Origin of the sequence: Bacillus sp. B1-WWTP-T-0.5-Post-4 (genome assembly GCF_009183795.1) — a bacterium.
Classification (GTDB): Bacteria; Bacillota; Bacilli; order Bacillales; family Bacillaceae_G; genus Bacillus_A; species Bacillus_A cereus.
This window is the reverse complement of the sequence record NZ_WEIJ01000002.1, coordinates 153,750-178,216: the sequence shown is the minus strand read 5'-3', so window position 1 is coordinate 178,216 and position 24,467 is coordinate 153,750. Positions and strand designations below refer to the sequence as shown.

The window sequence follows — 24,467 nt, the reverse complement described above, 5'->3', positions numbered from 1 at the left end:
ACAAGAAAATTACTTTTAAAAAAGAATGAACAAAATTTCAAAAGTATATTTACATTTGTTCAACTAAGAGTTAGAATGAAGTTGTTAAAAGATATGAGGAGTGAAGATAATGAACATTGCAAAGTTAATTGACCATACAATTTTAAAAGCTAATTCTACAAAAGAAGATGTTATGAAAGTAATCGAAGAAGCAAAGGAATATAAATTCGCTTCTGTTTGTATTAACCCAACATGGGTAAAATTAGCGGCTGATGAACTAGCTGGACATGATGTAGATGTTTGTACTGTAATCGGTTTCCCATTAGGAGCAAGCACGACTGAAACAAAAGCATTTGAAACAAAAGATGCTATTGCAAAAGGTGCAACTGAAGTTGATATGGTAATCAACGTAGGCGCTTTAAAAGATGGTGACAACGAACTTGTTGAAAAAGACATTTATGAAGTAGTACAAGCAGCAAAAGGAAAAGCTCTTGTAAAAGTAATCATTGAAACTTGCCTATTAACAGATGAAGAGAAAGTACGTGCTTGTGAATTATCAGTAAAAGCTGGTGCTGATTTCGTAAAAACTTCAACTGGATTCTCAACTGGCGGAGCAACTGCTGAAGATATCGCATTAATGCGTAAAACAGTAGGACCAAACATTGGTGTAAAAGCATCTGGCGGTGTTCGTACACGTGAAGATGCAGACAAAATGGTAGCTGCTGGAGCTTCTCGCGTTGGAGCAAGTGCTAGTGTTGCAATCGTATTAAATGATGCAAAAGGTGCTACAGATAACTACTAATCGATAAAAGATTAAAGCAATAGATATACATTTAAAGTATATCTATTGCTTTAATAATTGAAAAAAATGTAAGCGGATACGAATGGGAGGAAACGGCTTATGAAATACTTAATCGGTGTTTTTGGCCTCGTATTGATTTTAGGTATCGCTTGGCTTGCTAGTAATGATAGAAAGAAAGTCAAATATCGCCCAATCATAACGATGGTTATATTACAATTCATTTTGGGGTTTCTATTATTAAATACAAGTGTAGGGAATATATTAATAAGCGGAATAGCAGATGGTTTTGGAGAGCTATTAAAATATGCTGCTGACGGTGTGAATTTCGTATTTGGTGGATTAGTAAATCAAAAAGAGTTTTCGTTCTTTTTAAGTGTATTAATGCCAATCGTATTTATATCAGCCTTAATAGGTATTTTGCAACATATTAAAGTATTACCTATTATTGTGAAATCTATCGGTCTAGCATTAAGTAAAGTAAATGGAATGGGGAAACTAGAATCATATAACGCTGTGGCATCAGCGATTTTAGGACAATCGGAAGTATTTATTTCAGTTAAGAAACAACTAGGGTTATTGCCAGAGAAAAGAATGTATACATTATGTGCATCAGCAATGTCTACAGTTTCTATGTCTATCGTTGGATCATATATGGTGTTATTAAAACCACAATATGTTGTAACCGCTTTAGTGCTTAACTTATTCGGTGGCTTCATCATTGCTTCTATCATTAACCCGTATGAAGTTACTGAGGAAGAAGATATGTTAGAAGTACAAGAAGAAGAGAAAAAGACTTTCTTTGAAGTATTAGGGGAATACATTATTGATGGATTTAAAGTTGCGATTACAGTAGCAGCTATGTTAGTCGGTTTCGTTGCTCTTATCGCATTCATTAATGCAGTATTTAAAGGTGTAATCGGTATTTCATTCCAAGAAATTCTTGGTTATGCATTTGCACCATTTGCATTTATTATGGGTGTACCTTGGCATGAAGCAGTTAATGCCGGAAATATTATGGCAACAAAATTAGTATCAAATGAATTTGTCGCTATGACAGATTTAGCACAAGGAAACTTTAATTTCTCAGATAGAACGACAGCGATTATCTCTGTATTCTTAGTTTCATTTGCAAACTTCTCTTCAATTGGGATTATTGCAGGAGCAGTTAAGAGTTTAAATGAAAAGCAAGGGAATGTAGTCGCAAGATTTGGTTTGAAATTACTATTCGGTGCAACATTAGTAAGTTTCTTATCAGCAACAATCGTTGGCTTACTATTTTAATAGATTCATATAATATAAAAAGGAATGGTGATTGTAATGAGAATGGTAGATATTATTGCAAAAAAACGTGACGGCAAAGAATTAACGACTGAAGAAATCAAATTCTTTATTAATGGATATACAGACGGAAGTATTCCTGATTATCAAGTGAGTGCGCTTGCAATGGCAATCTTCTTTAAAGATATGACAGATCGCGAACGTGCAGATTTAACGATGGCGATGGTTGAGTCTGGAGAAACGATCGACTTATCAGCAATTGAAGGAATTAAAGTAGACAAACATTCAACTGGCGGTGTTGGTGATACAACAACATTAGTATTAGGACCATTAGTAGCTGCTTTAGATGTACCAGTAGCAAAAATGTCTGGTCGTGGTTTAGGACATACGGGCGGAACAATTGATAAATTAGAAGCGGTAGAAGGATTCCACGTTGAAATTACGAAAGAGCAGTTCATTGATATTGTAAACCGTGACAAAGTAGCTGTTATTGGACAAACAGGAAACTTAACACCTGCAGATAAAAAAATCTATGCATTACGCGATGTAACCGGAACGGTTAACTCAATTCCTTTAATCGCAAGTTCAATTATGAGTAAAAAAATTGCAGCTGGTGCTGACGCAATCGTACTTGATGTAAAAACAGGTGCTGGCGCATTTATGAAAACAGAAGAAGATGCAAAAGAATTAGCACATGCAATGGTACGTATCGGAAATAATGTAGGACGTCAAACTATGGCTGTTATTTCAGATATGTCACAACCTCTTGGATTTGCGATTGGTAATGCTCTAGAAGTGAAAGAAGCGATTGATACGTTAAAAGGTGAAGGTCCAGAAGATTTAACAGAATTAGTACTTGTATTAGGAAGTCAAATGGTTGTACTTGCGAAAAAAGCAAATACGTTAGAAGAAGCTCGTGAAATGCTAATTGAAGTGATGAAAAACGGAAAAGCAATTGAGAAATTTAAAGAGTTCTTAAGTAATCAAGGCGGAGATAGCTCAATTGTAGACAATCCAGAAAAAATGCCACAAGCTAAGTATGTAATTGATGTACCTGCAAAAACTTCAGGTGTTATTTCTAACATTGTTGCAGATGAGATTGGTATTGCAGCTATGTTACTTGGTGCAGGTCGTGCAACGAAGGAAGATGAAATCGATTTAGCGGTAGGTTTAATGTTACGTAAAAAAGTTGGCGATGCAGTAAAAGAAGGCGAGCCATTCGTAACAATCTACGCAAATCGTGAAAATGTAGAAGATGTAAAAGCAAAAATTTATGAAAACATCTCTATCGCTGAAACAGCAGTGGCTCCTAAATTAGTTCATACAGTTATTACTGACTAATCATCATTTCATTTACTTTGAGGGGGAAATAATATGGATAAGAAAAAATATATTGAAGAAGCAAACAAGATGTTATCGAAAGCGTATATTCCGTATTCTAAATTTCCTGTTGGCGCAGCGTTAGTTACGAAAGAAGGGAAAATCTATACTGGTTGTAATATAGAAAATGCTTCTTACGGTTTATGTAACTGTGCAGAAAGAACAGCAATATTTAAGGCAGTATCAGAAGGTGAGCGCGATTTTAGTTATTTAGTTATTACAGGAGAAACTGATGGACCTATTTCACCATGTGGTGCGTGTAGACAAGTAATTGCTGAATTCTGTGATCCGAAAATGCCTGTATTATTAACGAATGTAAAAGGTGATGAAAAAGAAGTGACTGTTGAGCAATTACTTCCAGGTGCTTTCTCAATAGAAGATTTAAAATAAGTTGAAAAGTGAACTGCACCTCCAGTTGTTAGACACGCATAACAATTGGAGGTGCAGTTTTTTTACTTTATATTGCGGTGAATTATTTACTGATATTTCGTCCCCTTTTTCATCAATTTATTATTTTACCACATGTGAAATTTTAAAAATTAAATATTAATGTAGTGTAAGTACAATATAAATTCCCAATTAATATTAAAAGATGATAGGCTATTTTTATAATTGAATTACCTTTCGTACTCTAAAAAACACCCTACCAACAAAGGTTCTCTATCAATATAAAAATCTATACTAATATGGTATAAATTTCATGCTCTATTAAGTATAGAAGGGGTTTATACGCTGGGACAATTTCAAAGTAATTTTCAAAGCGCTACACAAATCGCAACGCAAATGAGGGTAGCTTCAGATACAATCCAAAGCGCAACAAATCGTTCTATAAAAAAGGCGACACGTACTACGCTTTCAGTTAATTCAAAAGCACAAGAAGCGAACCAACAAGTTTTAGATTTGACGAAACAATTTTCCACCGCCTTTCAACAAGCGGTCGATAATATTCATTCGGTAGCCAAAGAGTTTGAGAGAATGGATCACGAGCTTCACAATACTTTCCGCTAATATGACCACCTTCGTAAAGATAAAACGGTAGGAGGAAAAAAATGGATCGAGATATCAAAAACCAAATTAAACAGTTAAATCAAAAATTACGAAGTGTATTTGAAGAACAGGACCGAAATTAATCCGCGCTTCGAACTCAGGAACAAGCGGAAGCTGATTTTCACGAATTGAAAAATCGAAGCAACCGCTTATTTAACCGTATTTTAGAAACTTGGCACAACGATAAAGAGTTATCTCATTTCTTTATAAATATCCGTCAAGAAGCACAACACATTGAGCGAAAACTTACATTGAATGCAAAAGATTGGAGTACATGGCCGGGGCACCCTAAATACGGTAATGTTCCGGAAATTATAAGACTAGAAATGTTAGAACGTGAAGCAGTGGCTAGAGAAGCTTTGAAAAAATCAATAAAAGAGAGGTTACAATCCATTGAAAACAATAGTTAAAAATATAGGTGGTAAAAAGATAATAGCTACAGCAGAAGAACATTTAGGCCCCCAGATAGAAAAGTTATTGTATTTGCTAACTAAAGTAGAAGATAACAAATTAGTTGATAGATTTTCTATGCAAGTTGGTTGGTCTATTTTTGTTCTATCCAAACGTGAAGATGGGTATCATATTATTGCCCCAGATTATACAAAAAATCCATTTAAGGATACTACAGATGATCTAACAATTGCTTTATGGGTGCAATTAGAACAAGTACATTGTTTACGTCAGTTAAATATTGACGGTGAAACAATAAAGTTTAGCGATAAAATAGTGACTTCAAAAAATGTGTTACAACTAGATGAGGTTTATTTACAAAGAGCTAGGGATTGTGACAAAGGTGATTCTGGTTGGTATATCGGTCCTGTCGATGAAACAGAAGAAACTGACGGTGAATTAGAAGTATATTACGCATATCAGCTACTAAAAATTAGACCTTCAATTATTCAAGTTTTAGCCTTACCTTATGAATATCTGGTAGTTTTTGAGAAAGATAAAATCAAAGCCATTTTAGATGATAATGATGTCGATGTTTGGAATGGAGTTACAAACTAAGATTAGTTAAGTTCTAAAATAATTGAGAGGGCTTAACCGCATGAACTCAAAAATCCCGGAAATTTTAGGAATATTAGACGGTTATGAGAAAAGGGTAATTTTAGTAATTATAGAAACTGAAGCAATGGTTTAAATTAAGCTAGAAACTTACAGGATGGAAAATAATCAATAATGAATAAATTATAAAAGAGCATCCCACCATTAAAAACTGAACTGCACCTCCAATTGTTAGACACAGTCTAACAATTGGAGGTGCAGTTTTTCTATGGTTAAATTCACAACTGATGAAAAAATATACATCGTTCAACGTTATTTGAACGGAAATGAAAGTTACCGAGAAATTAGTAAAGCTATTGGTATAAGAGACACCGTAATTTTGAAATGGGTAAACCAATATAAACAAAATGGCTTTTTATTTGAAAATAGGATGTAATATTTTATTCATATTCCGTTCATAAACTTTCCGTAAAATGATTGCAGCGAATATAGAAAGTTTACAACAGGAGGAATAGAATGAAGAAATTATATAATGCGGCATTTATTTATTTAATTATTGGTTTATTATCAGGTGTATTTGCAAGAGAGTATACGAAAGCACAAGGAATTAAAGGATCCACAATGTTGCAATTAGTGCATACACATGTATTAGTGCTCGGTTTTGTATTCTTTTTAATTGCTTTAGCTTTATGTAAAGTGTTTCATGTACAAGAAACAAAGAGCTTTTGTGCATGGTTTGTTGTTTATAATGTAGGAGTAATCTTTACTATTGCTACAATGCTATGGAGAGGTCTTCTACAAGTAAATGGAACTGACTTTTACGGTTTAAGCCATATGGCTGGATTAGGTCATGTTATTATAAGTATCGGGCTCGTTTGGTTTATGATTTTGTTAAAAAAGTCATTTAAATAGATAGGAGTGGAAAGTATGATAGCACTTTTATCAAGTGTCGTAGCAGTTTGTATGGCTGTTGGGGTAATGTTTCTACGTTTTAAAGCAGCGAAAAAGCCGGTAACGAAAAAGAAAATTATATTGCCGCCAATTTTTATGAGTACAGGCGGGATGATGTACTTTTTACCAGAGTTTCGATTAACATCGTTAGAAATAGTCGAGGCAATTAGTATAGGGCTTATCTTTTCTATTTTTCTTATTAAAACAACTAAGTTCGAAATAAAAGGCGAACATATATTTATGAAACCGTCAAAAGCATTCATATTTATTTTAGTATGCTTATTAGCTGTACGCGTGGCATTAAAGTCATATTTAAGCCAATCAATTGATTTGGCAGAGTTAAGCGGAATGTTTTTCTTACTTGCATTTGCGATGATTGTGTCGTGGAGAATTGCGATGTATCGCTCGTTTACTAAATTAGAAAAGACAATAAACAGAGCTGGAATTTCTATATAGGAAATCCAGCTCTGTTTATGTTTTATTAAAATTCTTTAGCGCGGAACTCATTTGCTTAATTTTAAACGTATTTGAGCATCTTGTAATGCGGCTGGTGTAACGTTAAGACCATTTTGATCAACAATTTTTGTGTTTAATAAAATGGAATCTAAGCTTCCACGAAATGTTTGTGTATAGTTTTGACGCAACATTTGTTGTTCTTGTTTTTCATCAACTGTTAATCCAGTTGCTTTTTCTTTTTTGGACAATTCGTTAATACGGAATAAAATATTTTTCATTTGTTTCACCTCTAGTTAGATTTAATTACATTAGCTACTTACTAATGTATAGTTATTTTAACCTATCTTTTAATAAGTGTCAATGTCTATAAAATGCCTTGTTTTGTAAGTGTATGGGGTGAGAGAGAATGTAAATGACTACTAATACTTGAAATAGAAAAGATGTTAATATACAATACCGTAGTAGGGTATAAAATTGTTGTTTTACATTATGAAAGAAATGAGCACAAAGGAGTATGTAATAATGAATGCAGTAATTTCAAAGAAAGAAACAATCATCTCATATACGATTGCTATTTTATTTATTTTAGCCATGGTAACAGCGGGTGTGTTATTAAATGATCCAGAAGTCATTCTGCCGGAAATAGCAGCGATGGCAATTGCTTTATGGGCGTATCGTGAGCCAGGATGGTTAAGGCAACCAGAAAAAATCTTCATTGCACCTTCAATAACAGCTGTGATTGGTTTTATGGTGAATCAAATGGATATTGCTTATTTAGGGAAAGTAAGTTTAACGCTTGTATTCATGATGCTGTTTTTGCGTGTAATTCAATCCAATTTAGCACCATCAATTGCGACAGGTTTATTACCATTAGTAACAAATGCGACGGAATGGTCATTTGTTATCGCGGTCTGCGCTTTAACATTTATATTAATGGTTGGTGTACTTATATTTAAATTGAACAGTGGTCTGGAGCGAAAAGTGAATATACAGTATAAGTATATGATTGTATTTCTAATACTAAACTTTGTGTGGATCAGTTTATGTTGGATAACTGGTTATGAACAATTAGCAGTTATTCCACCAATATTAGTTGTCGTGTATGAATCACTTCAAAAGCCGATGTACAATGAAAAAATGGCTTTTAAACAAATAGTCGTATTAACTGCATCTGCAACTGTTGGAACAATATTGTACTTTGCGATTGATTCATGGATTGTAGTCACTTTATTAAATATGATATTAATGCTTATTTTATTAAAAATTGTTGGTGTACGTGTTCCAGCAGTGTATGCATTTCCATTATTGCCGCTCGTATTTCCAGATGGAATGATAAAGATGTTACCAGTAGCTTCATTTGTTGCGGGAGTATTTTTATTTGGTGCAGTACTACTGTATAAAAAGTGGGAGATGAAGCAAAAGGGCATGGCAATGTAGATAGAGTAAAGATAGCTTTTAATTAGTAAAATAAATAGACACCTGTGAGTGTCTATTTATTTTATGAAAAATTTAGTTTAATTCATTTAAGTAATGAACAAGTTCCGATGCTTTAGAGAAAAATGGAGAATGATCAGCTTCTAAAGTAATAATTTTCTTGCAAGGTGTTTCTGTATTCATTCGGCGCTGAAAATCAATTGGAATCGCTCTATCTAGAGTCGTTTCAATATAAATGCGATCTATGGCTCCAAAGTTTTCTTCAGATATTTTCAGCTCTTGTTGGAAGGGTCCTAGTGGTTGAGGACGCATTTGATTAAAAGATGCTTCTTTAATAGAACCGTCTTCTGTAGCATTTAAAAATGTTTGTTCAATTAGATTAGGTATAAGTTCAGCAGTCAAGTCATTTTCATTTATAGTGAATTGCGGGCCATCTTCTCCGTCTAATTTACTACCAAGACTTTCTCCGTTTTGTGGTAAAAAGGCACAAAGATATACTAATTTATCGATTTTATTTGGTATAAGTTCAGCAGTTTGAGTAATAACGATTCCACCCATACTATGTCCAACAAGAATAACCTTTTCATTTTGTTGATTTATATTAGCTGTTACTGCATCAACATAGGAATCTAACGTTATATTTTGTGAAGGAGTTGTATCTTTCCCACTTCCAGGTAAGTCTAGTGTAATAACAGTGTGACCTAAAGCCTCTAGTTGAGGTTTTACTAATTCCCATGCCCATTCACCTTGCCATGCTCCATGTACTAAAATGTAAGTACTCATTTAATCAACACTCCTCTAGGGTATATAAGTTTCATCTATTTGTAATATTGATGATGTATACTCAGTGTAAATGAAGTGGTTTCATAAATATAATGAAGGTTATTTATAGATGATATAAATATATTTTATATAAGGAGAACAGAATGAATGTTTTTGATTTTAAAGTCTTTACATATGTGGCTCGTTTAAATAGTATTAGTCTGGCAGCAAAGGAATTACATATGACACAGCCAGCAATAACCCATATTATTAACAAATTAGAGAAACGATATGCTATAACGTTATTTGATCGCTCTAGACAAGGAACGATTCTAACTGAAAATGGCAAAGAATTTTTAGTTGGTGTGAATCGACTTCTAATGGAGTATGAAAAACTTGAGGAAACAGCTTTCCAGTTGAAAAATAAAAGCTTGTATAAAATTGTACTAGCTACGTATCCTTCCGTTACTGTATATTGTTTGGCGGAGTGTATTCAACTAGGGAATATTGATCATAGTCAATATGTACTTGCAGTTCGAGAAGGAAGCTATCAAGAAGTGTTAGATTGGCTATCATCAGGTAGTGCAGATTTTTCTATTTCTATAAAAGAAAATTTAATACAAGGATTTCATTATGATGTCATTGGTGAAGATCCGTATGTTATGGTTTCTTCAAAAAAAGTTCCGCCTAACCTTACTATTAATGATATAAAAAATTATCCTTTTATTATGCCGCTTTCTGGTTGCAAAGAAGTGCTCGAACCGTATTTGATGAAAAATGAAATAACAGTTAATAAAGTGATGGAGTCAGAATCAATTAGTTCAGCATTAGCACTTACTATACAAGTTAATGGCATAACAATCGTTCCGTTATCAGGACTACATAAGCAAATTATTCATGACTTCATTGTACAGCCGATAGAAATTACAATTCCACGACAACTTATTATGCAATGGTCACCTAAAAAAGAGAATGACCCGCTGTTTCTCGCGTTTGTTAAGAACTTATTAGCTCAACTACAGCAAAAGAAAAAATGAATATAATATTACAAAAGATAAGCTCATTTCACTAGAGCTTATCTTTTGTATGTATTACCAATAAAGAGCAGTATCATAAAATCCGATTAAAATAAGGAGAAAACCAGCTATACGCTGAATGCTATTTCCTATTTTCCTGCTCTTCTTTAGTAATGCCCCGTTTAATCCCAGATAGGAGATGAAGGACATTAATACGACGATAGGAAGAGCAGTTCCTATCGAAAAGAACGTTGGAAACAAGTACCCGTAATTAAATGATAAAGATAAAGGGATTAACGTTCCAAAAAATAGAACGAACATAGTCGGACAAAAAGCTAAGGAAAAGAAGAATCCGAGTAAAAATGAACCAACTTCATTTTGATTTCGTATAAATTTAATCGAGAAGAAATATCTTCTTTTTATAATACCTGACAACAGTAGCCCCATTAAAATTAATAGAGGTCCCATCATTTTTCGTAACCATGGAAAATACAAAGTCAATATTTGCTGAATCTCTTTTCCTAAAAACCATACTAATAGTCCAAGCGTCGTAAAAGCCATTATTTTTCCTAAAATGAATAAAAGTATATGTTTCCATACATGTTCCTTTTGTAAAGATTGGTTGCTATAAAGTGTAATAGCACTAATGTTTCCTGTTAATTGGCAAGGAGCAAGGGTACCTACTATGCCTAATAAAAACGAAAATAAAAGAGGTACAGATTTCGTAGCATTCGCGGCATCCATTAAAGGAGACATGAGTTGATAGCTCCATTCACTAATTGTTGAAAACACGTTATATTCACCCTTCTACTTAAATTGGAATGTTCCTTCATTAGCAATCTGCTTCCACGTATTACCCTCATCCGTAGAAAGGAACACATTTGCTTTCATTGTAGCAAATACAATTTCAGCTGAATTTTGAGGGTTTTGTGATATATACATAATTGTATCTTTAGGATCTAAAGGTGGAATTTGTATGTTTGTCTCCTCATTTGTAGCAATTGATTTCTTCGTTACGATTTGCTTATTGATAGGCGCGTAAATAACATCTTCATTACTTAATGTAATTGCGGTCGATTCAAGTGATTTAGCGAATATTTCAAACGTATTTCCGTAATCTGTAGATAAGTAAACACCGTCTTTGGCACTTACTGCGACTACACTAGATTGATTCGGATGTACGGAAAAGGAATGAATCATACTTGAAAGACCTTTTAACTTACTATTTTCCCAATCTTGTCCGTTGTTCGTACTGAAATAAAAACCTTGTTGTAATTTAGAATTTGGACGCTCATTGTATAAATAAATTGCTTCTGTATTATATCCGACAGCAAGGTTATGAAAATCAGATTCTCCGTAAAATGCTAGCTTTTCAAGAGTATTACCACCATCAGAACTTTTCAATAATCCTAAAGGGTTTTTTAAATTTGCACCTGGTTCAGGGTGACCGCTGGCAAAGAATCCGTTCTTCGTTGCCTGAAATCCCATATAATCATGTAGCTCAGTCTTAGTTTCAAACCATTTGCCATCTTGATAAACTTTTATCCCGCTATGAGTGGCAATAGAAACACCTGGCATATTTCCTGCATAGCCAATTCCATGAATGTGCTCGATTTTTCCAGATGTAATTTCTTTATAGAAGTCTTGCGGATTCGTATTTGCTGTTTTTGTATTTTTTGGTTGAGATTGCGCCGTTCCTTTCTTAACTGGTGCTGTTTCGACGTTGCTAGAACATCCTGAAATTATTAATAAAGAAGTAATTGCTAACCCTGTTGCTACATAATGTTTCAAATTTGTAGGCCCCTTTCCTATATACGTGATTTTAAGTATATGGAATAAATGTCAAGAAATTGTGGAGTGGTATGCATAATTTAGCGTGGAAGGGACCTTAGTAATGAAAATTCTCCTTTGGCTATGAGTACTATTAATTGACGAAAAATTATAACAATAATAGAATGAATTGTATTGATGATTAGTTTCACAAGCATACATAGAACACTAGGGGGATTATTATGAAATCAACATTTTTTGCTCAAAATAGAGAACGATTAGCAAACACATTACCAGAGGGATCTATTACGATATTATTTGCGGGACAAGCACCGCATATGTCAGCTGATGCACATTATAAATTTGTACCGAATCGTAATTTTTACTACTTAACGGGCATCGATGAACCAAATGTTATTTTTATGCTGAAAAAGGTTGGAAGTAGTGTTGAAGAAACACTTTTCATTGAAAAGTCAGATCCAGTAATGGAAAAATGGGTCGGTAAAACAGTTTCTAACGAAGAAGCAGAGAAAATTTCAGGTATAAAGAAAGTTGTATATTTAGATAGCTTTGAAAAGACAATGTCAAATATACTTTTTACAGAAAATGCGAAGCATCTATATTTAGATATAGAACGTCGTGATTGGAATGGTACGGAGACAAAAACATTAGCATTTGCTAAACATGTAAGAGAAAAATACCCACACGTAACAATTGGTAATGTATATCCGAACATTTGTGAATTACGAGTATTTAAAACAGAGGAAGAAATTGAAATTATTAAAGAAGCGATTGCTATAACGAAAGACGGTATTTACAACGTACTTAAGCATGCAAAAGCAGGCATGATGGAGTATGAATTAGAAGCACAATTTGATTTTACACTGAAGTCATCTGGAATTAAGTACCATGCGTTCAATACAATTTTGGCGAGTGGGAAAAATGCTACAGTTCTTCATTATGAAGATAATGATGCACAAATTCAAAATGGTGACTTAGTATTACTAGATTTAGGTGCTCAAAAAGAATACTATAACGCTGATATTAGTTATACATTCCCGGCAAATGGAATATTCTCTAGTCGTCAAAAACAAATTTATAATATTGTATTAAAAGCATTAAAAGAAACAACAGCACTTATTAAGCCAGGATTAAAGTTCGCTGCATTAAATGAGCATACAAAAAAGGTACTGGTAGAAGAGTGTAAAGCAATCGGTTTAATTCAAGAAGATGAAGAGTTATCAAAATACTATTATCATGGTGTCAGCCATTTCCTTGGTTTAGATACACATGATGTAGGAACATATAAAGATAGAGTGTTAGAAGAAGGTATGGTTATAACAATTGAACCTGGTCTTTATATTGAAGGAGAATCAATTGGAATTCGTATTGAAGATGACATTCTTGTAACGAAAGACGGGTATGAAAACTTGTCAAAAGATATCATTAGGGAAGTTGAAGAAATTGAAGAATTTATGAGTGTAAATAATGAACATGTAAAAGGAAACCAAGCTGTAGTTAAATAATAAAAGAGTCATCACTAATTTATTTGAACTTTATCTCGAATCGTGGACAATTAAAAAATCCATGATTCGGGATAGGGTTCTTTTCTTCGAAATACTAATCTTTAATTATTAATCCTAATAAAGTAGCAAACTGAACAGCTTGATATGTTGATACTTTACATCCTCTTAAATCGTTCACTGAAACTGTAAGTGTATCAAAGGTAGAAGAACTAATATCTATCCCCTTCAGTGATGTCTGATCAAAATTAGCTTCATCAAGACTACATAATTGGAATTCAACTTTTTTAAGTTTACAGTCAAAAAAATCTGCATTATTTAATGAAGTTTCATTGAAGATGATTTTTTCTAGTTTGGAATTTCCAAATGCCGCTAAATTCAAAATTGAATTCTCAAATTTAACATTTCCTAAGCTAGATTCTGTGAAATTTACTCCGATTAATTTACTGTTTTTAAATTCGACTCTGTGAACAGAAGAATTGCTTAAATTAACATTTGATAGATCACAGTTTTCAAAACAAACATCTGTAATATCAATATTGCTAAAGTCTGTATTAGTAAACTTACAGTTTTTTATCACCGCATCATATAATCGCACTCTATCTACAGATTCATTTTCGAAAGTGGAGTCTATAATTTCACACACTTCCAATGTTGGATCTTCTTCATAAAAAATATCTTGAAAATTCTTTGAAGATAACTCTGGTGAAATTTTTGGTCTATCAATTTTCATCGTATATCAATCCTCTTCTATTTGATATATTTGTGTAATTTGAGTCCATTGTTTCCTTGTGAGGAACATTAGTTCTTATTATACAAAAATCTAAGTTCTTTTGTGAAGAGCATTTTAGCTACATTTTTCTTATTTAATAATAGCAGTGTTATTGTTTCTTAAGAAATAACGTCAAAATAAATATGAGAACGGCTAATATAGTCGCTACAAGGGAAGTATTTTATACTTTTAAAATATTCGCCTCTTGTAATGTCTCCGCTTTTAGTAATCTTCCAATTAGCTTACGTATTATCTAATTACATCTCCTTATTTTCTTGAAAATCAAGTTCTATAATGATTTTGAAAAAGAAAAAGGAGGGATTTTCCATGAAGCGATTTGTATTAACAGCTGTTACGGTCTCTGTAATATTTTTAATTGCTGCATGTTCTTTGGCCACAAATACAACAAATGATCATAAAAATATGAAAGATAAAAAAACAATACAGGCTGAAACAGCTACAAAACCATTGAAGGTTGAAAAAGGACCAGAAGTTACTTTAGTGGCGAAAGAAGAAAAGCAAAAGTTAGGTAACGGTGTTATTGTTCCAGTCTGGACATTTAATGGCTCATCACCTGGTCCAGAAATTCGGGTGAAAAAAGGTGAAAAGGTGAAAGTGACATTAAAAAATGAATTATCTGCACCAGTATCTATTCATTGGCATGGATATCCTGTCCCAAATAACATGGATGGAATTCCAGGCGTGACACAAGATGCAGTTGAACCAGGAAAAAGTTTCACTTACGAATTTGAAGCGAACGTACCAGGAACGTACTGGTATCACTCGCATCAAGATTCTGTAAATCAATTAGATAGAGGTTTGTATGGAGCGCTCATTGTAGAAGATACAAAGGAAAAATATGATAAAGATTACACATTAATGTTGGATGAATGGGTTACAGATAAAGAAGAAATGAATAAGCAGTTAAAAGAAATGACAAAAGGGCAAATAGGTAATAAATCTAAAGGTAATGAAAATGAGGAAAAGAATGATGATAAGAACGGCATGGCTCATTCTGGTATGGACATGGGCAGTGATCAAAAAGACTCTGGCAATATGGCGGGAATGGACCATGGAAATATGAAGATGGAAGGTCATGATATGAGTATGTATGATTTATTCACAATCAATGGAAAAAGCGGTGATTTAGTAGTGCCATTGAAAGTGAATAAGGGAGATAAAGTTCGTCTTCGACTCGTTAATGCTGGTTATCTATCACATGATATACATGTTCACGGTCATGATATAAAAGTAATTGCGACAGATGGTCAACCAATAAATGATCCAAAAGTTATAAAGGATAAAGTAATTTCAATCGCACCGGGTGAACGTTATGATATTGAATTTACTGCTAATAAAACTGGGAAATGGTATGTTGAAGACCATTCGAAAAATAAAGGTGCAAAAGGAATGAAAGCTGTTATTGAATATGATGGCAGCAAAGAGATGAAAGATAAAGCAGACGAAAAAGAAAAATTACCGAAAGTAGATATCATGAAATATGGTACTAAAAAATTAGGAAGTTTCCCGTTAAATCAAGAGTATACTGCCACATATAATATGGACTTAAATACGCAAATGAATGGAAATGAAATGGTATATACAATTAACGGAAAGGTATTTCCGGATATTGACCCAATTCAAGTAAAAAAGGGTGATTTAGTAAAAGTGAAGTTGGTAAATCGTTCTAAAATGGATGATCACCCAATGCATTTACATGGTCATTTCTTCCAGGTGTTGAGTAAAGATGGAAAACCGATAGAAGGTTCTCCGATTGTTAAAGACACATTGAATTTGAGGCCAGGAGAAGAATATGAAGTAGCCTTTGTAGCAGACAATCCTGGTGAGTGGATGTTCCACTGTCACGACCTACATCATGCTTCAGCAGGGATGGTAACGGAAGTGAACTATACAGATTATGAATCTGGTTATGTTCCAAACCCTAATATTCCTAATAAACCAGAATAATGTGAAAATCATGTAGTTTATTAATGATGAAAGCAGTTATCTTAATAGGTTGCTGCTTTTATATGTCATGTTGTGAATTGGGAATATTATTTTTATAAAAGTTTAGATAATACGAGAAGGTTATCCTGTAGAAAGAGTTTACAAGGTGAGAATGTTTTTTGTTATTTAAGAATTAAAAAACATGGTGGTTTTTGATTAGAAGTGGATAAATTTATTGTATTATATTGTAGTTCCACAAGATTGAATACTTATATTTGACCTTTCTTTTATTTTATACTACAATTCGTAGTGTGAAAGGAGAAGTCAGATATTCAAGCAAAATTATGAGTTAAATGAAGAAGGATTCAATTATGATTTTTTTATTTTTGTAGTATTAATTATAGGTGATTATTTTTTTGGTAATTAAAACTACATTGTGTAGTGTTCGATTGAAAGAATGAGAGGATTTTCAGAGTGTTATGAATTTAAATTTCTTTTATTACTAGATATAGATTATTGTGAATGATTAGAAATTTAATATGGGAAGTAAAAGAATAATTTTGCTGAATGGTTTAAGTGGGAAAAATATAATAATACTTGAATGTGTTTATAGGAAGGTGTTTTGTACTTATGAAAAAGATTTTAGCTAGTGTAGCAGTAGCTTCTGTTACAGGAAGTGTATTTATTAGTACTGCTCAAGCGAAAAATACTGTTATACCAAAAGACACGAAGCATGAGCAAACGACTGATGTAGTAAAATATGAAAATCAAGTAACAGTAAATACAAATGCTCTACGTGTCCGCACACAACCAAATATGTCTAGTGCAATAATGGGACGCGTGTATGAAGGAGAAGTTTTACAAGTTATTGGAGAAGAAAACAGTTGGCTGAAAATTAATCATAAAGGAAAAACTGGCTATGTAAGTAGTGAATTTGTTTCGGGAAATAATGTATCAGCGAAGACAAATGTAAGCATGAGTCGTAGTAAAACTGTAACTGCTAATGTATTACGTGTTCGCACACAGCCAAATACGTCTAGTGCAATAATGGGGCGCGTATATGAAGGGAAAGCTTTACAAGTTATTGGAGAAGAAAACGGTTGGTTAAAAATTAATCATAATGGAGAAGTAGGTTATGTAAGCAGTCAATTTGTAATAGACGGTAGTTCAAATGGAAGCGACAATAACAATGGAAAAGTTCAAGTAGCGAGTGGCAATTACAAAGTTAACGTATCTTCTCTCCGCGTACGTACAGGTCCAAGTACTTCCCATGCAATTTTAGGCTCTATACATAAAGGACAAGTTGTTCAAGTAACTGGTGAAATTCAAGATTGGGTCAAAATTAACTATAGTGGACAAACTGCTTATATTAGTAAAGATTATATTTCAAAGAGTGGTTCTAATGCAAATGTAGACCAAACAAATGAACAACAAAAGAATGTTACGGTTCAAACTGACGGCACATACATTGTAAACGCTACTTCTTTACGTGTTCGCACGGGCCCTGCTACTTACCATAGTGTAATTGGTGGTGTATTAAACGGACGAATATTGCAAGTAACTGGCGTTGAAAATGGCTGGTTGAAAATTAATCATAATGGAAGAACTGGTTATGTAAGTAGTGAATATGTAAAATTCGTTAAAGGAGGTACACCATCAAAACCTGAAACTAGTAATCTATCTACTGGGGCAACAGTTGGTGACTACTATGTTAACGTAAACGTGTTAAATGTAAGAAACGGCGCTGGTACAAATCATGGTGTAATTGGTGCATTATCAAAAGGAATAAAAGTACAGGTTCTATTTGAACAAAATGGCTGGTTGAAAATTAATTACAACGGTAAAAACGGTTATGTATCAAGTGAATTTTTATCAAAAACAAGTGAGACTGATGCAGAGAAGTGGCGGCAATCCCAAGAGGTAAATAAAACAAATGACTTTATTCAACCAGCTGCAGGAAGATATACTTCTAGATTTGAGAAACGTGGTGGGAAAATGCATCATGGATTAGATATTGCTGCTTCAGGAACAGTGCCGGTTGTTGCTGCCGCAGAGGGGGTAATCACTCGCTCTTATTATTCTACAAGCTATGGTAATGTTGTGTTTATTTCTCACAATATTAACGGACAAACATATACGACTGTATATGCTCATTTAAAGAGTCGTCCTGTTTCTGCTGGTCAAAAAGTGAAGCAAGGACAACAAATTGGCATAATGGGGAATACAGGACAATCTGAAGGACAGCACTTACATTTTGAAATCCATAAAGGTGAATGGAATGCAAAGAAGAGCAATGCTATGGATCCAAAAATATATATTGGTTAATTGAAAATTTATCCCGCACTAACGGGCAGTAAGCCCCACGTCTCAAAATTCAGCGAAAGCGAAGAAGTTAGGTTGGGGATCAACTGCCCGTAAAAGCCCGATTGGTGAGGGCTGATAATCAGTGGGGATGAACAAAACCCCTACTGATTAAAGTTTCGCTTTATTATTTCAACCTGGAATAGTATATTTTCTCAAGCAAAGAGAATTTCATAGATTTAGAAGTTTTGAACTAACAATTCAAAGTGTTTTTATATTTGTCTGTTAAGAAATAAAAATAATGAAATCGATCCCCTCTACTATGATGAAATAGTAGAGGGGATCGATTATAGTTGTTAATGTTTATGTTGTTCTTCTGTGGAAGAGGTGGGCGGGATATGCTCTGGGAACGTTACAAATATAGTCAGGATAATTACTACACCAATTGAGAGTAATAATGGAAAACGTCGCTGAATAACAGCAGAAAAACTTTCTGATAAAAACTGAATCATACATGACATAGTTATTGTTATAGTAAGTAAAAGGCTAATGAACAATATACTATGAGCTTGTTGAGCATTTAACATTTCTGTAATCATTGCTCCCATCATACTTGCCATTAATCCAGAAAACATTCCTTCTAAAGCAGTATATAGGTGAAAACGTAGACCCACTAAAAAACCGATAAAACCACTAATTAAAATAGCAAGTAAAGTAGAATATAGTAATTCCCCCTTAAAGAGAATGCCTAAATAAAAACCAATACTTAAACCGATACTCATACTAAAAGACATAATAAATACCATATACTCCATTAGGGTACCCTTACGTTTAGAAATATTGGATGTAATAAGAATTGAGGTACAGCAAAGTGTTAAGGTAGTTAACGTATAAGCAAACATTATGATACCTCCTTGTCCTATCGTTCATTTCATCATATGTGTACTTATAATAATTTATATCTGCATATTATCTGCACAATTTCATAGATGTAGGCAAAGAGACGTTTGATTTTTTAGGGCGTCTTTTTTAATTGTAAGCATGTGAAAGAAATTGTTATATTATGAGTTTCTATTGTGAAGCCATAAAGAATAAGCGTATAATATTATAGGTCTCCCATTTGCGAGACAAACCGCGAATGATAAATAAGATTGTTGTTTTATCATCGCTTCTAAACATATAGACAATGAAAGTAACACTGGAATACAGATAGGGAGTTATAAAATGAAATTAATTATTGCCGAGAAACCAGATCAAGGGTTGGCTCTTGTTTCACAGTTTAAATATCGCCGGAAAGATGGATATTTAGAAGTAGAAGCGAATGAGTTATTTCCAAATGGAGCGTACTGTACATGGGCAATTGGTCATTTGACGCAGTTATGTAATCCAGAGCATTATCACGCAGAGTGGAAAAAATGGTCACTTGATACGTTACCGATGATTCCTGAACGATTTCAATTTGAAGTAACAAAGTCAAAGTATAAGCAATTTAACGTTGTGAAACAGCTGTTACATAATCCACAGGTAACAGAAATCATTCACGCAGGAGATGCTGGGCGTGAAGGGGAACTGATCGTACGAAATATTATTAATCTTTGTAACGTGCAAAAGCCGATGAAACGTCTATGGATTTCATCTTTAACGAAGCAAGCTATTTACCAAGGATTTAAAAATCTACTTGATGAATCAGATACAATTAATACGTATTACGAAGCATACACAAGATCTTGCGCTGACTGGGTTGTTGGTATGAATGCATCACGTGTCTTTAGTATTTTGTTAAAGAAAAAAGGAATGAATGATGTATTTTCTGCTGGTCGTGTCCAAACACCAACGTTAGCATTGATTGTAAAGCGAGAGAAAGAAATTGAAAACTTTAAGCCAGAGCCTTTCTGGGAAGTGTTTGCAACCTTTAATATAGAGGGAAAGAAATATGACGGGAAATGGGAAAAGGATAATGAATCCCGCTTAAAAGACCCTGATATGGCGAATAAAATTGCGGCATTTTGCCAAGGGAAACCGGCTGTTGTGAAGGAAATGAAAACGGAGCGTAAAGAGTTTCAGCCGCCGCTTTTATTTAACTTATCATCACTGCAAGCAACGGCAAATAAAGCCTTTAAGTTTTCACCGAAAAAGACGCTTGATATAACGCAAGCACTATATCAAAAAGGGATTGTTTCTTATCCACGTTCAGATTCTAACTATGTTACACAAGGAGAAGCAGCGACGTTCCCTGATATTTTACAGAAGTTAAGTCAGTTTGATGAATATAAAGGCTTATTACCGGCTCCGGTTGAATCCATTATGAATAACAAGCGTTATGTAAATGAAAAGAAAGTAACAGATCACTACGCAATTATTCCGACAGAGCAAGTTACAAACCCAAGCAGACTATCAGGTGATGAAAAGAAAATATACGATATGATCGTAAGAAGGCTTATTGCAGCTCATTATGAAGTTGCAATCTTTGACTATACAACAATCATTACGCTTGTAGATGAACGTGCTGAATTCATTTCAAAAGGAAAACAGCAAATTCAAGAAGGTTGGCGTAAAGTTATTTTCCAAGACGATAAAGATGACGAAACCATTCTTCCAATTGTAGCTGAAGGCGAAGAAGGAAAAGTTGTAAAGGTGAAAGTGAAAGAAGGAAAAACACAGCCACCGAAGCGCTATACAGAAGGACAACTTATTACGTTAATGAAAACAGCTGGTAAGTATTTAGAGAATGAAGAGCTGGAGAAAGTATTAAAGAAAACAGAAGGTTTAGGTACGGAAGCGACTCGCGCAGGTATTATTACGATGCTGAAAGACCGTAAGTATATAGATGTAAAGAAAAACCAAGTGTATGCAACTGATAAAGGAAAAGTATTAATTACCGCAATTGGTGACAAAATACTAGCTTCACCAGAAATGACTGCGAAATGGGAACAACGTCTTGCGGAAATTGGTGAAGGTACAGCTTCACCAGCTACATTTATGGAACAGACGAAAAAGCTATCAGCTAAAATTATTGAAGATGCAGTGGAAATGTCAGAGAAATGGGACTTTACTGGATTGCATGTTGAATCGATTGAGCGAAAAGGATCGAAATTTACAACAGGTAAAAAGGTTGGTAGCTGTAAAAAATGTGATGGCGATGTAATTGATAAGTCAACGTTTTACGGCTGTTCTAATTACAACACGACACAATGTGACTTTACCATCTCGAAGAAAATATTAAGTAAAACAATTTCGCAAAAGAATATGACAAAGCTATTAAAAGGTGAAAAGACCGATTTAATTAAAGGCTTTAAAAAGGGCGAGAAAACATTTGATGCGAAGTTAGAGTGGAAAGATAATAAGATTAATTTTGTGTTTGAGAATTAAGTTGTTTTAACAAATAAAAATATGATAATTAAAAAATATCCTATAGAATAGACGCTTAAAAAAGTCTATTCTATAGGATATTTTTTTGAATAAGTAGTACTATATATTTTTGTTTGAAATGAAATATACAATAAAAAAATCTTTATAATTGATAATTATTTATTGTAAAACAATAAATTGTGTATTAAAATCATTATCATAATAAATCAGTGAGATGCTTTTTATAGAAAGGTAACAAAGCTGTTTTTTATTAGAGGAGGTAAAATTATGAACAATCAAAATTTGATTATCGAAAATATGGATAACCCTCATGAGTTGGAGAAGATGTATAGAAAAGATCCGAAAGCTTTTAAAAAATCATTCTCACAAGCATGGGACCAAAAACCTGATTCTCAGGTTCTAGCTGCTTGGTATGAAAGGTTGCATTTCAAGGAGAAGGTAAATAAAGAAAAAACATCTTTGTTTCAAAATGGTTTCTTATTCATGGGCCTTTTAGCTATTTTGGCCGGCATAAGCACTAGAATCATTTTCCACTTTGTTGAGCAGGAAGCAATTGCTCCAATTAATTTGGCTTTTGGTGTAATTCCCTTTATTGCTGCTTATTTTGTTTACAATAATACTCCGAAAAAAAGTATTATTTATTCCCTTGCAGCGTTGTTCCTAATTTCCGGGTATTATCTTAATACGCTGCCAGTAAATTATAAAGACAGTACCATACTTGCTTATTTACATCTTCCTATATTTTTATGGGTCTTAGTAGGGCTTGCATTTACAGGAAATGAATATTCAAAAGGCAGTACAAGATTAGCCTATATTAAATTTAATTTAGAATATTGTCTTCTCTACGGGAGCATGGCAGTGAGCGGAATGATACTTGCGGTATTCACCATGCGTTTATTTAGCTTTGTTGACTTAGATATAGGAGAATTCTATTTTAGTAATGTTGTTTTATTTGGAGCAGCGGCTCTCGCTATTGTGACTGCATACTTAGTATCAATGAATCTTAAGCTTGCTAAAAATATTACACCATATATATCTAAAATTTTTAGTCCTCTCGTCCTGATTACCTTGCTTATCTATCTTATAACGGTAATTTGGGTCGGGAAAAATCCATTCTTGGATCGCAATTTCCTAATGGCCTTCAACGGAATACTGCTTGGCGTATTGGCTGTTACTATATTTTCTATCGTTGAGAGTGACTCGGACGAGAAAAAGAACATTTCAGATTATATAAATTTTTCCTTAATTGTTCTGGCGCTTATTATTGACACTGTCGCATTGTCAGCCATAGTATTCAGACTTTCTTCTTACGGGATTACACCTAATAGACTTGCTGTTTTAGGTGTAAACATACTGGTCTGGGCAAATTTAATTTGGATTATGTTTTCCTATATGCGTTTCTTGCAAAATAAATCAGGACCAAAAGCTATCCAAGATGCCGTTACGAAGTATTTGCCAATATACGGACTTTGGGCAGCTTTCGTTATATTTACGTTTCCTATCATTTTTAATTAGAAAGGATCTGTTAATGTAACGAAAAGTTAATTCTCTATAACATATAAAATTTTTAGAGCCGATCAATTTATAATTGGTATTATTACGTTTGTAGTTTCGGTAATTTCATTTGTATTGATAAATAAGAAGTAAGTGTTGTATGTAGTCTTTCCATAATAAAAAACGTCCCAAAATGGGACGTTTTTTATTATGCATATTGCCGTTTTTTCTTAATAAGCAACAAAACTTGTGACACACAAGCTAGTACCGGTAACTCAATCAATGGTCCAATAACGAGTGCAAGTGCGATAAGAGGTTCGTCTGGAAAAGCGGTCACAGCGATAGCGAGTGCAACAGGTGAGTTTCTTGCTAACGTTGTTAAGCTTAGACTTACTGTATCTTTGTAAGATAAATGCATCATGCGCCCGATAAATTGTCCTAGTAAAAAATTAATGATGAAGAACAATAGAACAGGAACGAGTAATAATAAAACGACATTCATATTTTGCAGTAAATATTTACCTTGTGATGCAAACATCGCTACTATTGCTAAACTTAAAAATATAATTTGAGCAGAGCTGAAAAACGGAATGAGTTTATTCTCGAGAGTTTCAGCTTTTTTCATTTTATTCATAATGAACTTTGTAGCGTGTGCAAGTATAAATGGTAAGACGATTACGATAACAATACTTTCTACTAAAACAGAAATCGCTACAGTTTTCATGACACCAGCAAATAAAAATAAATAAATGGGAAGGAGCAGTACTTGCAAAATTAAATTTACAGGTAAAATTGCAGTAGAAAGTGCTACATTACCTTTCGCTATTTCAGTAAAGATTAAGTACCAATCTGTACATGGAGTAACCATTAACATTATAAATCCAACCCAAAGTGCTGGATGATCGGAAAGAAATAGTGCTCCTAACCCCCAAGCGAGTAAAGGTGTCCATAAGAAGTTAATAGTAAGACTTGTTCCAGCAAATTTTAAATTGCGAAATCCGTTTTTTATTTCTTTTAATGGAATGCTGAGGAATAATCCATATAGCATGAAAAATAAGAAGGGGACAATAAATTTGTCTGAATACGTATGTATCATATTAAATTGTCCGAGTACGATGCCGCATGTAACAGCAAAAAGAATAATAAAAGTTTGAAGCTTTTCTATAGTGCTCATGAATAAA

General features: G+C 33.6%; 22 protein-coding genes and 2 pseudogenes. 17 read left to right on the top strand and 7 right to left on the bottom strand.

Going from position 1 to position 24,467, the window contains the following annotated elements; translation table 11 throughout:
- The first annotated feature begins 109 nt into the window (after positions 1-109).
- The 10 genes and pseudogenes from deoC to GBN91_RS06470 all read left to right on the top strand — a co-directional run bounded on the left by deoC (position 110) and on the right by GBN91_RS06470 (position 6,898).
- Complete coding sequence (deoC, locus tag GBN91_RS06515) at positions 110-781, top strand: deoxyribose-phosphate aldolase (protein ID WP_001017432.1); 672 nt, start codon at positions 110-112, stop codon at positions 779-781.
- A gap of 99 nt (positions 782-880) precedes the next feature.
- The gene (locus GBN91_RS06510; protein WP_000876188.1) at positions 881-2,062 is read left to right on the top strand and encodes a NupC/NupG family nucleoside CNT transporter; all 1,182 of its coding nucleotides are present in this window, start codon (positions 881-883) and stop codon (positions 2,060-2,062) included.
- 36 nt (positions 2,063-2,098) lie between these two features.
- Entirely contained in the window at positions 2,099-3,400 is a 1,302-nt protein-coding gene (locus GBN91_RS06505) for a pyrimidine-nucleoside phosphorylase (protein WP_025710128.1), read from the top strand.
- 33 nt (positions 3,401-3,433) lie between these two features.
- Entirely contained in the window at positions 3,434-3,829 is a 396-nt protein-coding gene (locus GBN91_RS06500) for a cytidine deaminase (RefSeq protein ID WP_000358532.1), read from the top strand.
- Between the two features lie 342 nt (positions 3,830-4,171).
- Positions 4,172-4,447, top strand: coding sequence for a TIGR04197 family type VII secretion effector (locus GBN91_RS06495; RefSeq protein WP_152121337.1), 276 nt, complete (start codon positions 4,172-4,174; stop codon positions 4,445-4,447).
- Positions 4,448-4,488: 41 nt separating this feature from the next.
- Positions 4,489-4,752 (top strand): annotated as a pseudogene (locus GBN91_RS29210) (DUF3958 family protein); the annotation flags it as partial.
- Positions 4,753-4,879: 127 nt separating this feature from the next.
- The gene (locus tag GBN91_RS06485; RefSeq protein WP_006919945.1) at positions 4,880-5,494 is read left to right on the top strand and encodes an immunity protein Imm33 domain-containing protein; all 615 of its coding nucleotides are present in this window, start codon (positions 4,880-4,882) and stop codon (positions 5,492-5,494) included.
- Positions 5,495-5,759: 265 nt separating this feature from the next.
- Positions 5,760-5,903 (top strand): annotated as a pseudogene (locus GBN91_RS06480) (transposase); the annotation flags it as partial.
- 104 nt (positions 5,904-6,007) lie between these two features.
- A complete protein-coding gene (locus GBN91_RS06475; protein WP_000737876.1) occupies positions 6,008-6,403 on the top strand; it encodes a DUF2871 domain-containing protein in 396 nt (131 codons plus the stop codon).
- A 15-nt stretch (positions 6,404-6,418) separates the two neighbouring features.
- A complete protein-coding gene (locus GBN91_RS06470) occupies positions 6,419-6,898 on the top strand; it encodes a CcdC family protein (protein ID WP_152121336.1) in 480 nt (159 codons plus the stop codon).
- Positions 6,899-6,945: 47 nt separating this feature from the next.
- On the opposite strand, the gene GBN91_RS06465 is transcribed toward GBN91_RS06470, so the two are convergent.
- Complete coding sequence (locus GBN91_RS06465; RefSeq protein WP_000789783.1) at positions 6,946-7,176, bottom strand: DUF896 domain-containing protein; 231 nt, start codon at positions 7,174-7,176, stop codon at positions 6,946-6,948.
- Between the two features lie 244 nt (positions 7,177-7,420).
- Here GBN91_RS06465 and GBN91_RS06460 point away from each other — a divergent pair, with 244 nt between their 5' ends.
- On the top strand, positions 7,421-8,335 hold the full coding sequence (locus GBN91_RS06460; RefSeq protein ID WP_152121335.1) for a hypothetical protein: 915 nt from the start codon (positions 7,421-7,423) through the stop codon (positions 8,333-8,335).
- Between the two features lie 72 nt (positions 8,336-8,407).
- Here the strand turns inward: GBN91_RS06460 and GBN91_RS06455 are convergent, their stop codons facing one another.
- The gene (locus GBN91_RS06455) at positions 8,408-9,115 is read right to left on the bottom strand and encodes an alpha/beta fold hydrolase (RefSeq protein ID WP_000109163.1); all 708 of its coding nucleotides are present in this window, start codon (positions 9,113-9,115) and stop codon (positions 8,408-8,410) included.
- A 143-nt stretch (positions 9,116-9,258) separates the two neighbouring features.
- On the opposite strand from GBN91_RS06455, the gene GBN91_RS06450 reads away from it, so the two are divergent.
- The gene (locus tag GBN91_RS06450; RefSeq protein ID WP_001100328.1) at positions 9,259-10,131 is read left to right on the top strand and encodes a LysR family transcriptional regulator; all 873 of its coding nucleotides are present in this window, start codon (positions 9,259-9,261) and stop codon (positions 10,129-10,131) included.
- Positions 10,132-10,185: 54 nt separating this feature from the next.
- Here GBN91_RS06450 and GBN91_RS06445 read toward each other — a convergent pair whose 3' ends face one another.
- Together GBN91_RS06445 and GBN91_RS06440 are read right to left on the bottom strand one after the other, a co-directional pair.
- Positions 10,186-10,902, bottom strand: coding sequence for an urease accessory protein UreH domain-containing protein (locus GBN91_RS06445; protein ID WP_000493100.1), 717 nt, complete (start codon positions 10,900-10,902; stop codon positions 10,186-10,188).
- 15 nt (positions 10,903-10,917) lie between these two features.
- Complete coding sequence (locus tag GBN91_RS06440; RefSeq protein ID WP_152121334.1) at positions 10,918-11,901, bottom strand: F510_1955 family glycosylhydrolase; 984 nt, start codon at positions 11,899-11,901, stop codon at positions 10,918-10,920.
- A gap of 221 nt (positions 11,902-12,122) precedes the next feature.
- Here GBN91_RS06440 and GBN91_RS06435 point away from each other — a divergent pair, with 221 nt between their 5' ends.
- The gene (locus tag GBN91_RS06435) at positions 12,123-13,406 is read left to right on the top strand and encodes an aminopeptidase P family protein (protein ID WP_152121333.1); all 1,284 of its coding nucleotides are present in this window, start codon (positions 12,123-12,125) and stop codon (positions 13,404-13,406) included.
- 94 nt (positions 13,407-13,500) lie between these two features.
- Here the strand turns inward: GBN91_RS06435 and GBN91_RS06430 are convergent, their stop codons facing one another.
- On the bottom strand, positions 13,501-14,136 hold the full coding sequence (locus GBN91_RS06430; protein ID WP_000687270.1) for a pentapeptide repeat-containing protein: 636 nt from the start codon (positions 14,134-14,136) through the stop codon (positions 13,501-13,503).
- A 366-nt stretch (positions 14,137-14,502) separates the two neighbouring features.
- Between GBN91_RS06430 and GBN91_RS06425 the strand changes: the two genes are divergently transcribed.
- Together GBN91_RS06425 and GBN91_RS06420 are read left to right on the top strand one after the other, a co-directional pair.
- On the top strand, positions 14,503-16,143 hold the full coding sequence (locus tag GBN91_RS06425) for a multicopper oxidase family protein (RefSeq protein WP_016122305.1): 1,641 nt from the start codon (positions 14,503-14,505) through the stop codon (positions 16,141-16,143).
- A 609-nt stretch (positions 16,144-16,752) separates the two neighbouring features.
- On the top strand, positions 16,753-18,447 hold the full coding sequence (locus GBN91_RS06420) for an SH3 domain-containing protein (RefSeq protein ID WP_049107641.1): 1,695 nt from the start codon (positions 16,753-16,755) through the stop codon (positions 18,445-18,447).
- A gap of 332 nt (positions 18,448-18,779) precedes the next feature.
- On the opposite strand, the gene GBN91_RS06410 is transcribed toward GBN91_RS06420, so the two are convergent.
- Positions 18,780-19,325, bottom strand: coding sequence for a hypothetical protein (locus GBN91_RS06410; RefSeq protein ID WP_025710121.1), 546 nt, complete (start codon positions 19,323-19,325; stop codon positions 18,780-18,782).
- Positions 19,326-19,647: 322 nt separating this feature from the next.
- On the opposite strand from GBN91_RS06410, the gene topB reads away from it, so the two are divergent.
- Positions 19,648-21,792: a DNA topoisomerase III gene (gene topB, locus GBN91_RS06400; RefSeq protein WP_152121332.1), complete on the top strand. Its 2,145-nt coding sequence runs from the start codon at positions 19,648-19,650 to the stop codon at positions 21,790-21,792.
- Positions 21,793-22,059: 267 nt separating this feature from the next.
- Positions 22,060-23,307 (top strand): DUF4153 domain-containing protein, encoded by a 1,248-nt coding sequence (locus tag GBN91_RS06395; RefSeq protein WP_001064721.1) that lies wholly within the window; start codon positions 22,060-22,062, stop codon positions 23,305-23,307.
- 187 nt (positions 23,308-23,494) lie between these two features.
- Here GBN91_RS06395 and GBN91_RS06390 read toward each other — a convergent pair whose 3' ends face one another.
- Entirely contained in the window at positions 23,495-24,460 is a 966-nt protein-coding gene (locus GBN91_RS06390; RefSeq protein ID WP_000103825.1) for an arsenic resistance protein, read from the bottom strand.
- Positions 24,461-24,467: the final 7 nt, after the last annotated feature.

Coding starts and splice junctions, on each gene's coding strand:
- deoC (WP_001017432.1), top strand. CDS start 110: ATGAACATTGCAAAGTTAATTGACCATACAATTTTAAAAGCTAATTCT.
- topB (WP_152121332.1), top strand. CDS start 19,648: ATGAAATTAATTATTGCCGAGAAACCAGATCAAGGGTTGGCTCTTGTT.
- GBN91_RS06505 (WP_025710128.1), top strand. CDS start 2,099: ATGAGAATGGTAGATATTATTGCAAAAAAACGTGACGGCAAAGAATTA.
- GBN91_RS06465 (WP_000789783.1), bottom strand. CDS start 7,176: ATGAAAAATATTTTATTCCGTATTAACGAATTGTCCAAAAAAGAAAAA.
- GBN91_RS06395 (WP_001064721.1), top strand. CDS start 22,060: ATGAACAATCAAAATTTGATTATCGAAAATATGGATAACCCTCATGAG.
- GBN91_RS06460 (WP_152121335.1), top strand. CDS start 7,421: ATGAATGCAGTAATTTCAAAGAAAGAAACAATCATCTCATATACGATT.
- GBN91_RS06430 (WP_000687270.1), bottom strand. CDS start 14,136: ATGAAAATTGATAGACCAAAAATTTCACCAGAGTTATCTTCAAAGAAT.
- GBN91_RS06475 (WP_000737876.1), top strand. CDS start 6,008: ATGAAGAAATTATATAATGCGGCATTTATTTATTTAATTATTGGTTTA.
- GBN91_RS06425 (WP_016122305.1), top strand. CDS start 14,503: ATGAAGCGATTTGTATTAACAGCTGTTACGGTCTCTGTAATATTTTTA.
- GBN91_RS06410 (WP_025710121.1), bottom strand. CDS start 19,325: ATGTTTGCTTATACGTTAACTACCTTAACACTTTGCTGTACCTCAATT.
- GBN91_RS06470 (WP_152121336.1), top strand. CDS start 6,419: ATGATAGCACTTTTATCAAGTGTCGTAGCAGTTTGTATGGCTGTTGGG.
- GBN91_RS06455 (WP_000109163.1), bottom strand. CDS start 9,115: ATGAGTACTTACATTTTAGTACATGGAGCATGGCAAGGTGAATGGGCA.
- GBN91_RS06450 (WP_001100328.1), top strand. CDS start 9,259: ATGAATGTTTTTGATTTTAAAGTCTTTACATATGTGGCTCGTTTAAAT.
- GBN91_RS06390 (WP_000103825.1), bottom strand. CDS start 24,460: ATGAGCACTATAGAAAAGCTTCAAACTTTTATTATTCTTTTTGCTGTT.
- GBN91_RS06420 (WP_049107641.1), top strand. CDS start 16,753: ATGAAAAAGATTTTAGCTAGTGTAGCAGTAGCTTCTGTTACAGGAAGT.
- GBN91_RS06500 (WP_000358532.1), top strand. CDS start 3,434: ATGGATAAGAAAAAATATATTGAAGAAGCAAACAAGATGTTATCGAAA.
- GBN91_RS06510 (WP_000876188.1), top strand. CDS start 881: ATGAAATACTTAATCGGTGTTTTTGGCCTCGTATTGATTTTAGGTATC.
- GBN91_RS06435 (WP_152121333.1), top strand. CDS start 12,123: ATGAAATCAACATTTTTTGCTCAAAATAGAGAACGATTAGCAAACACA.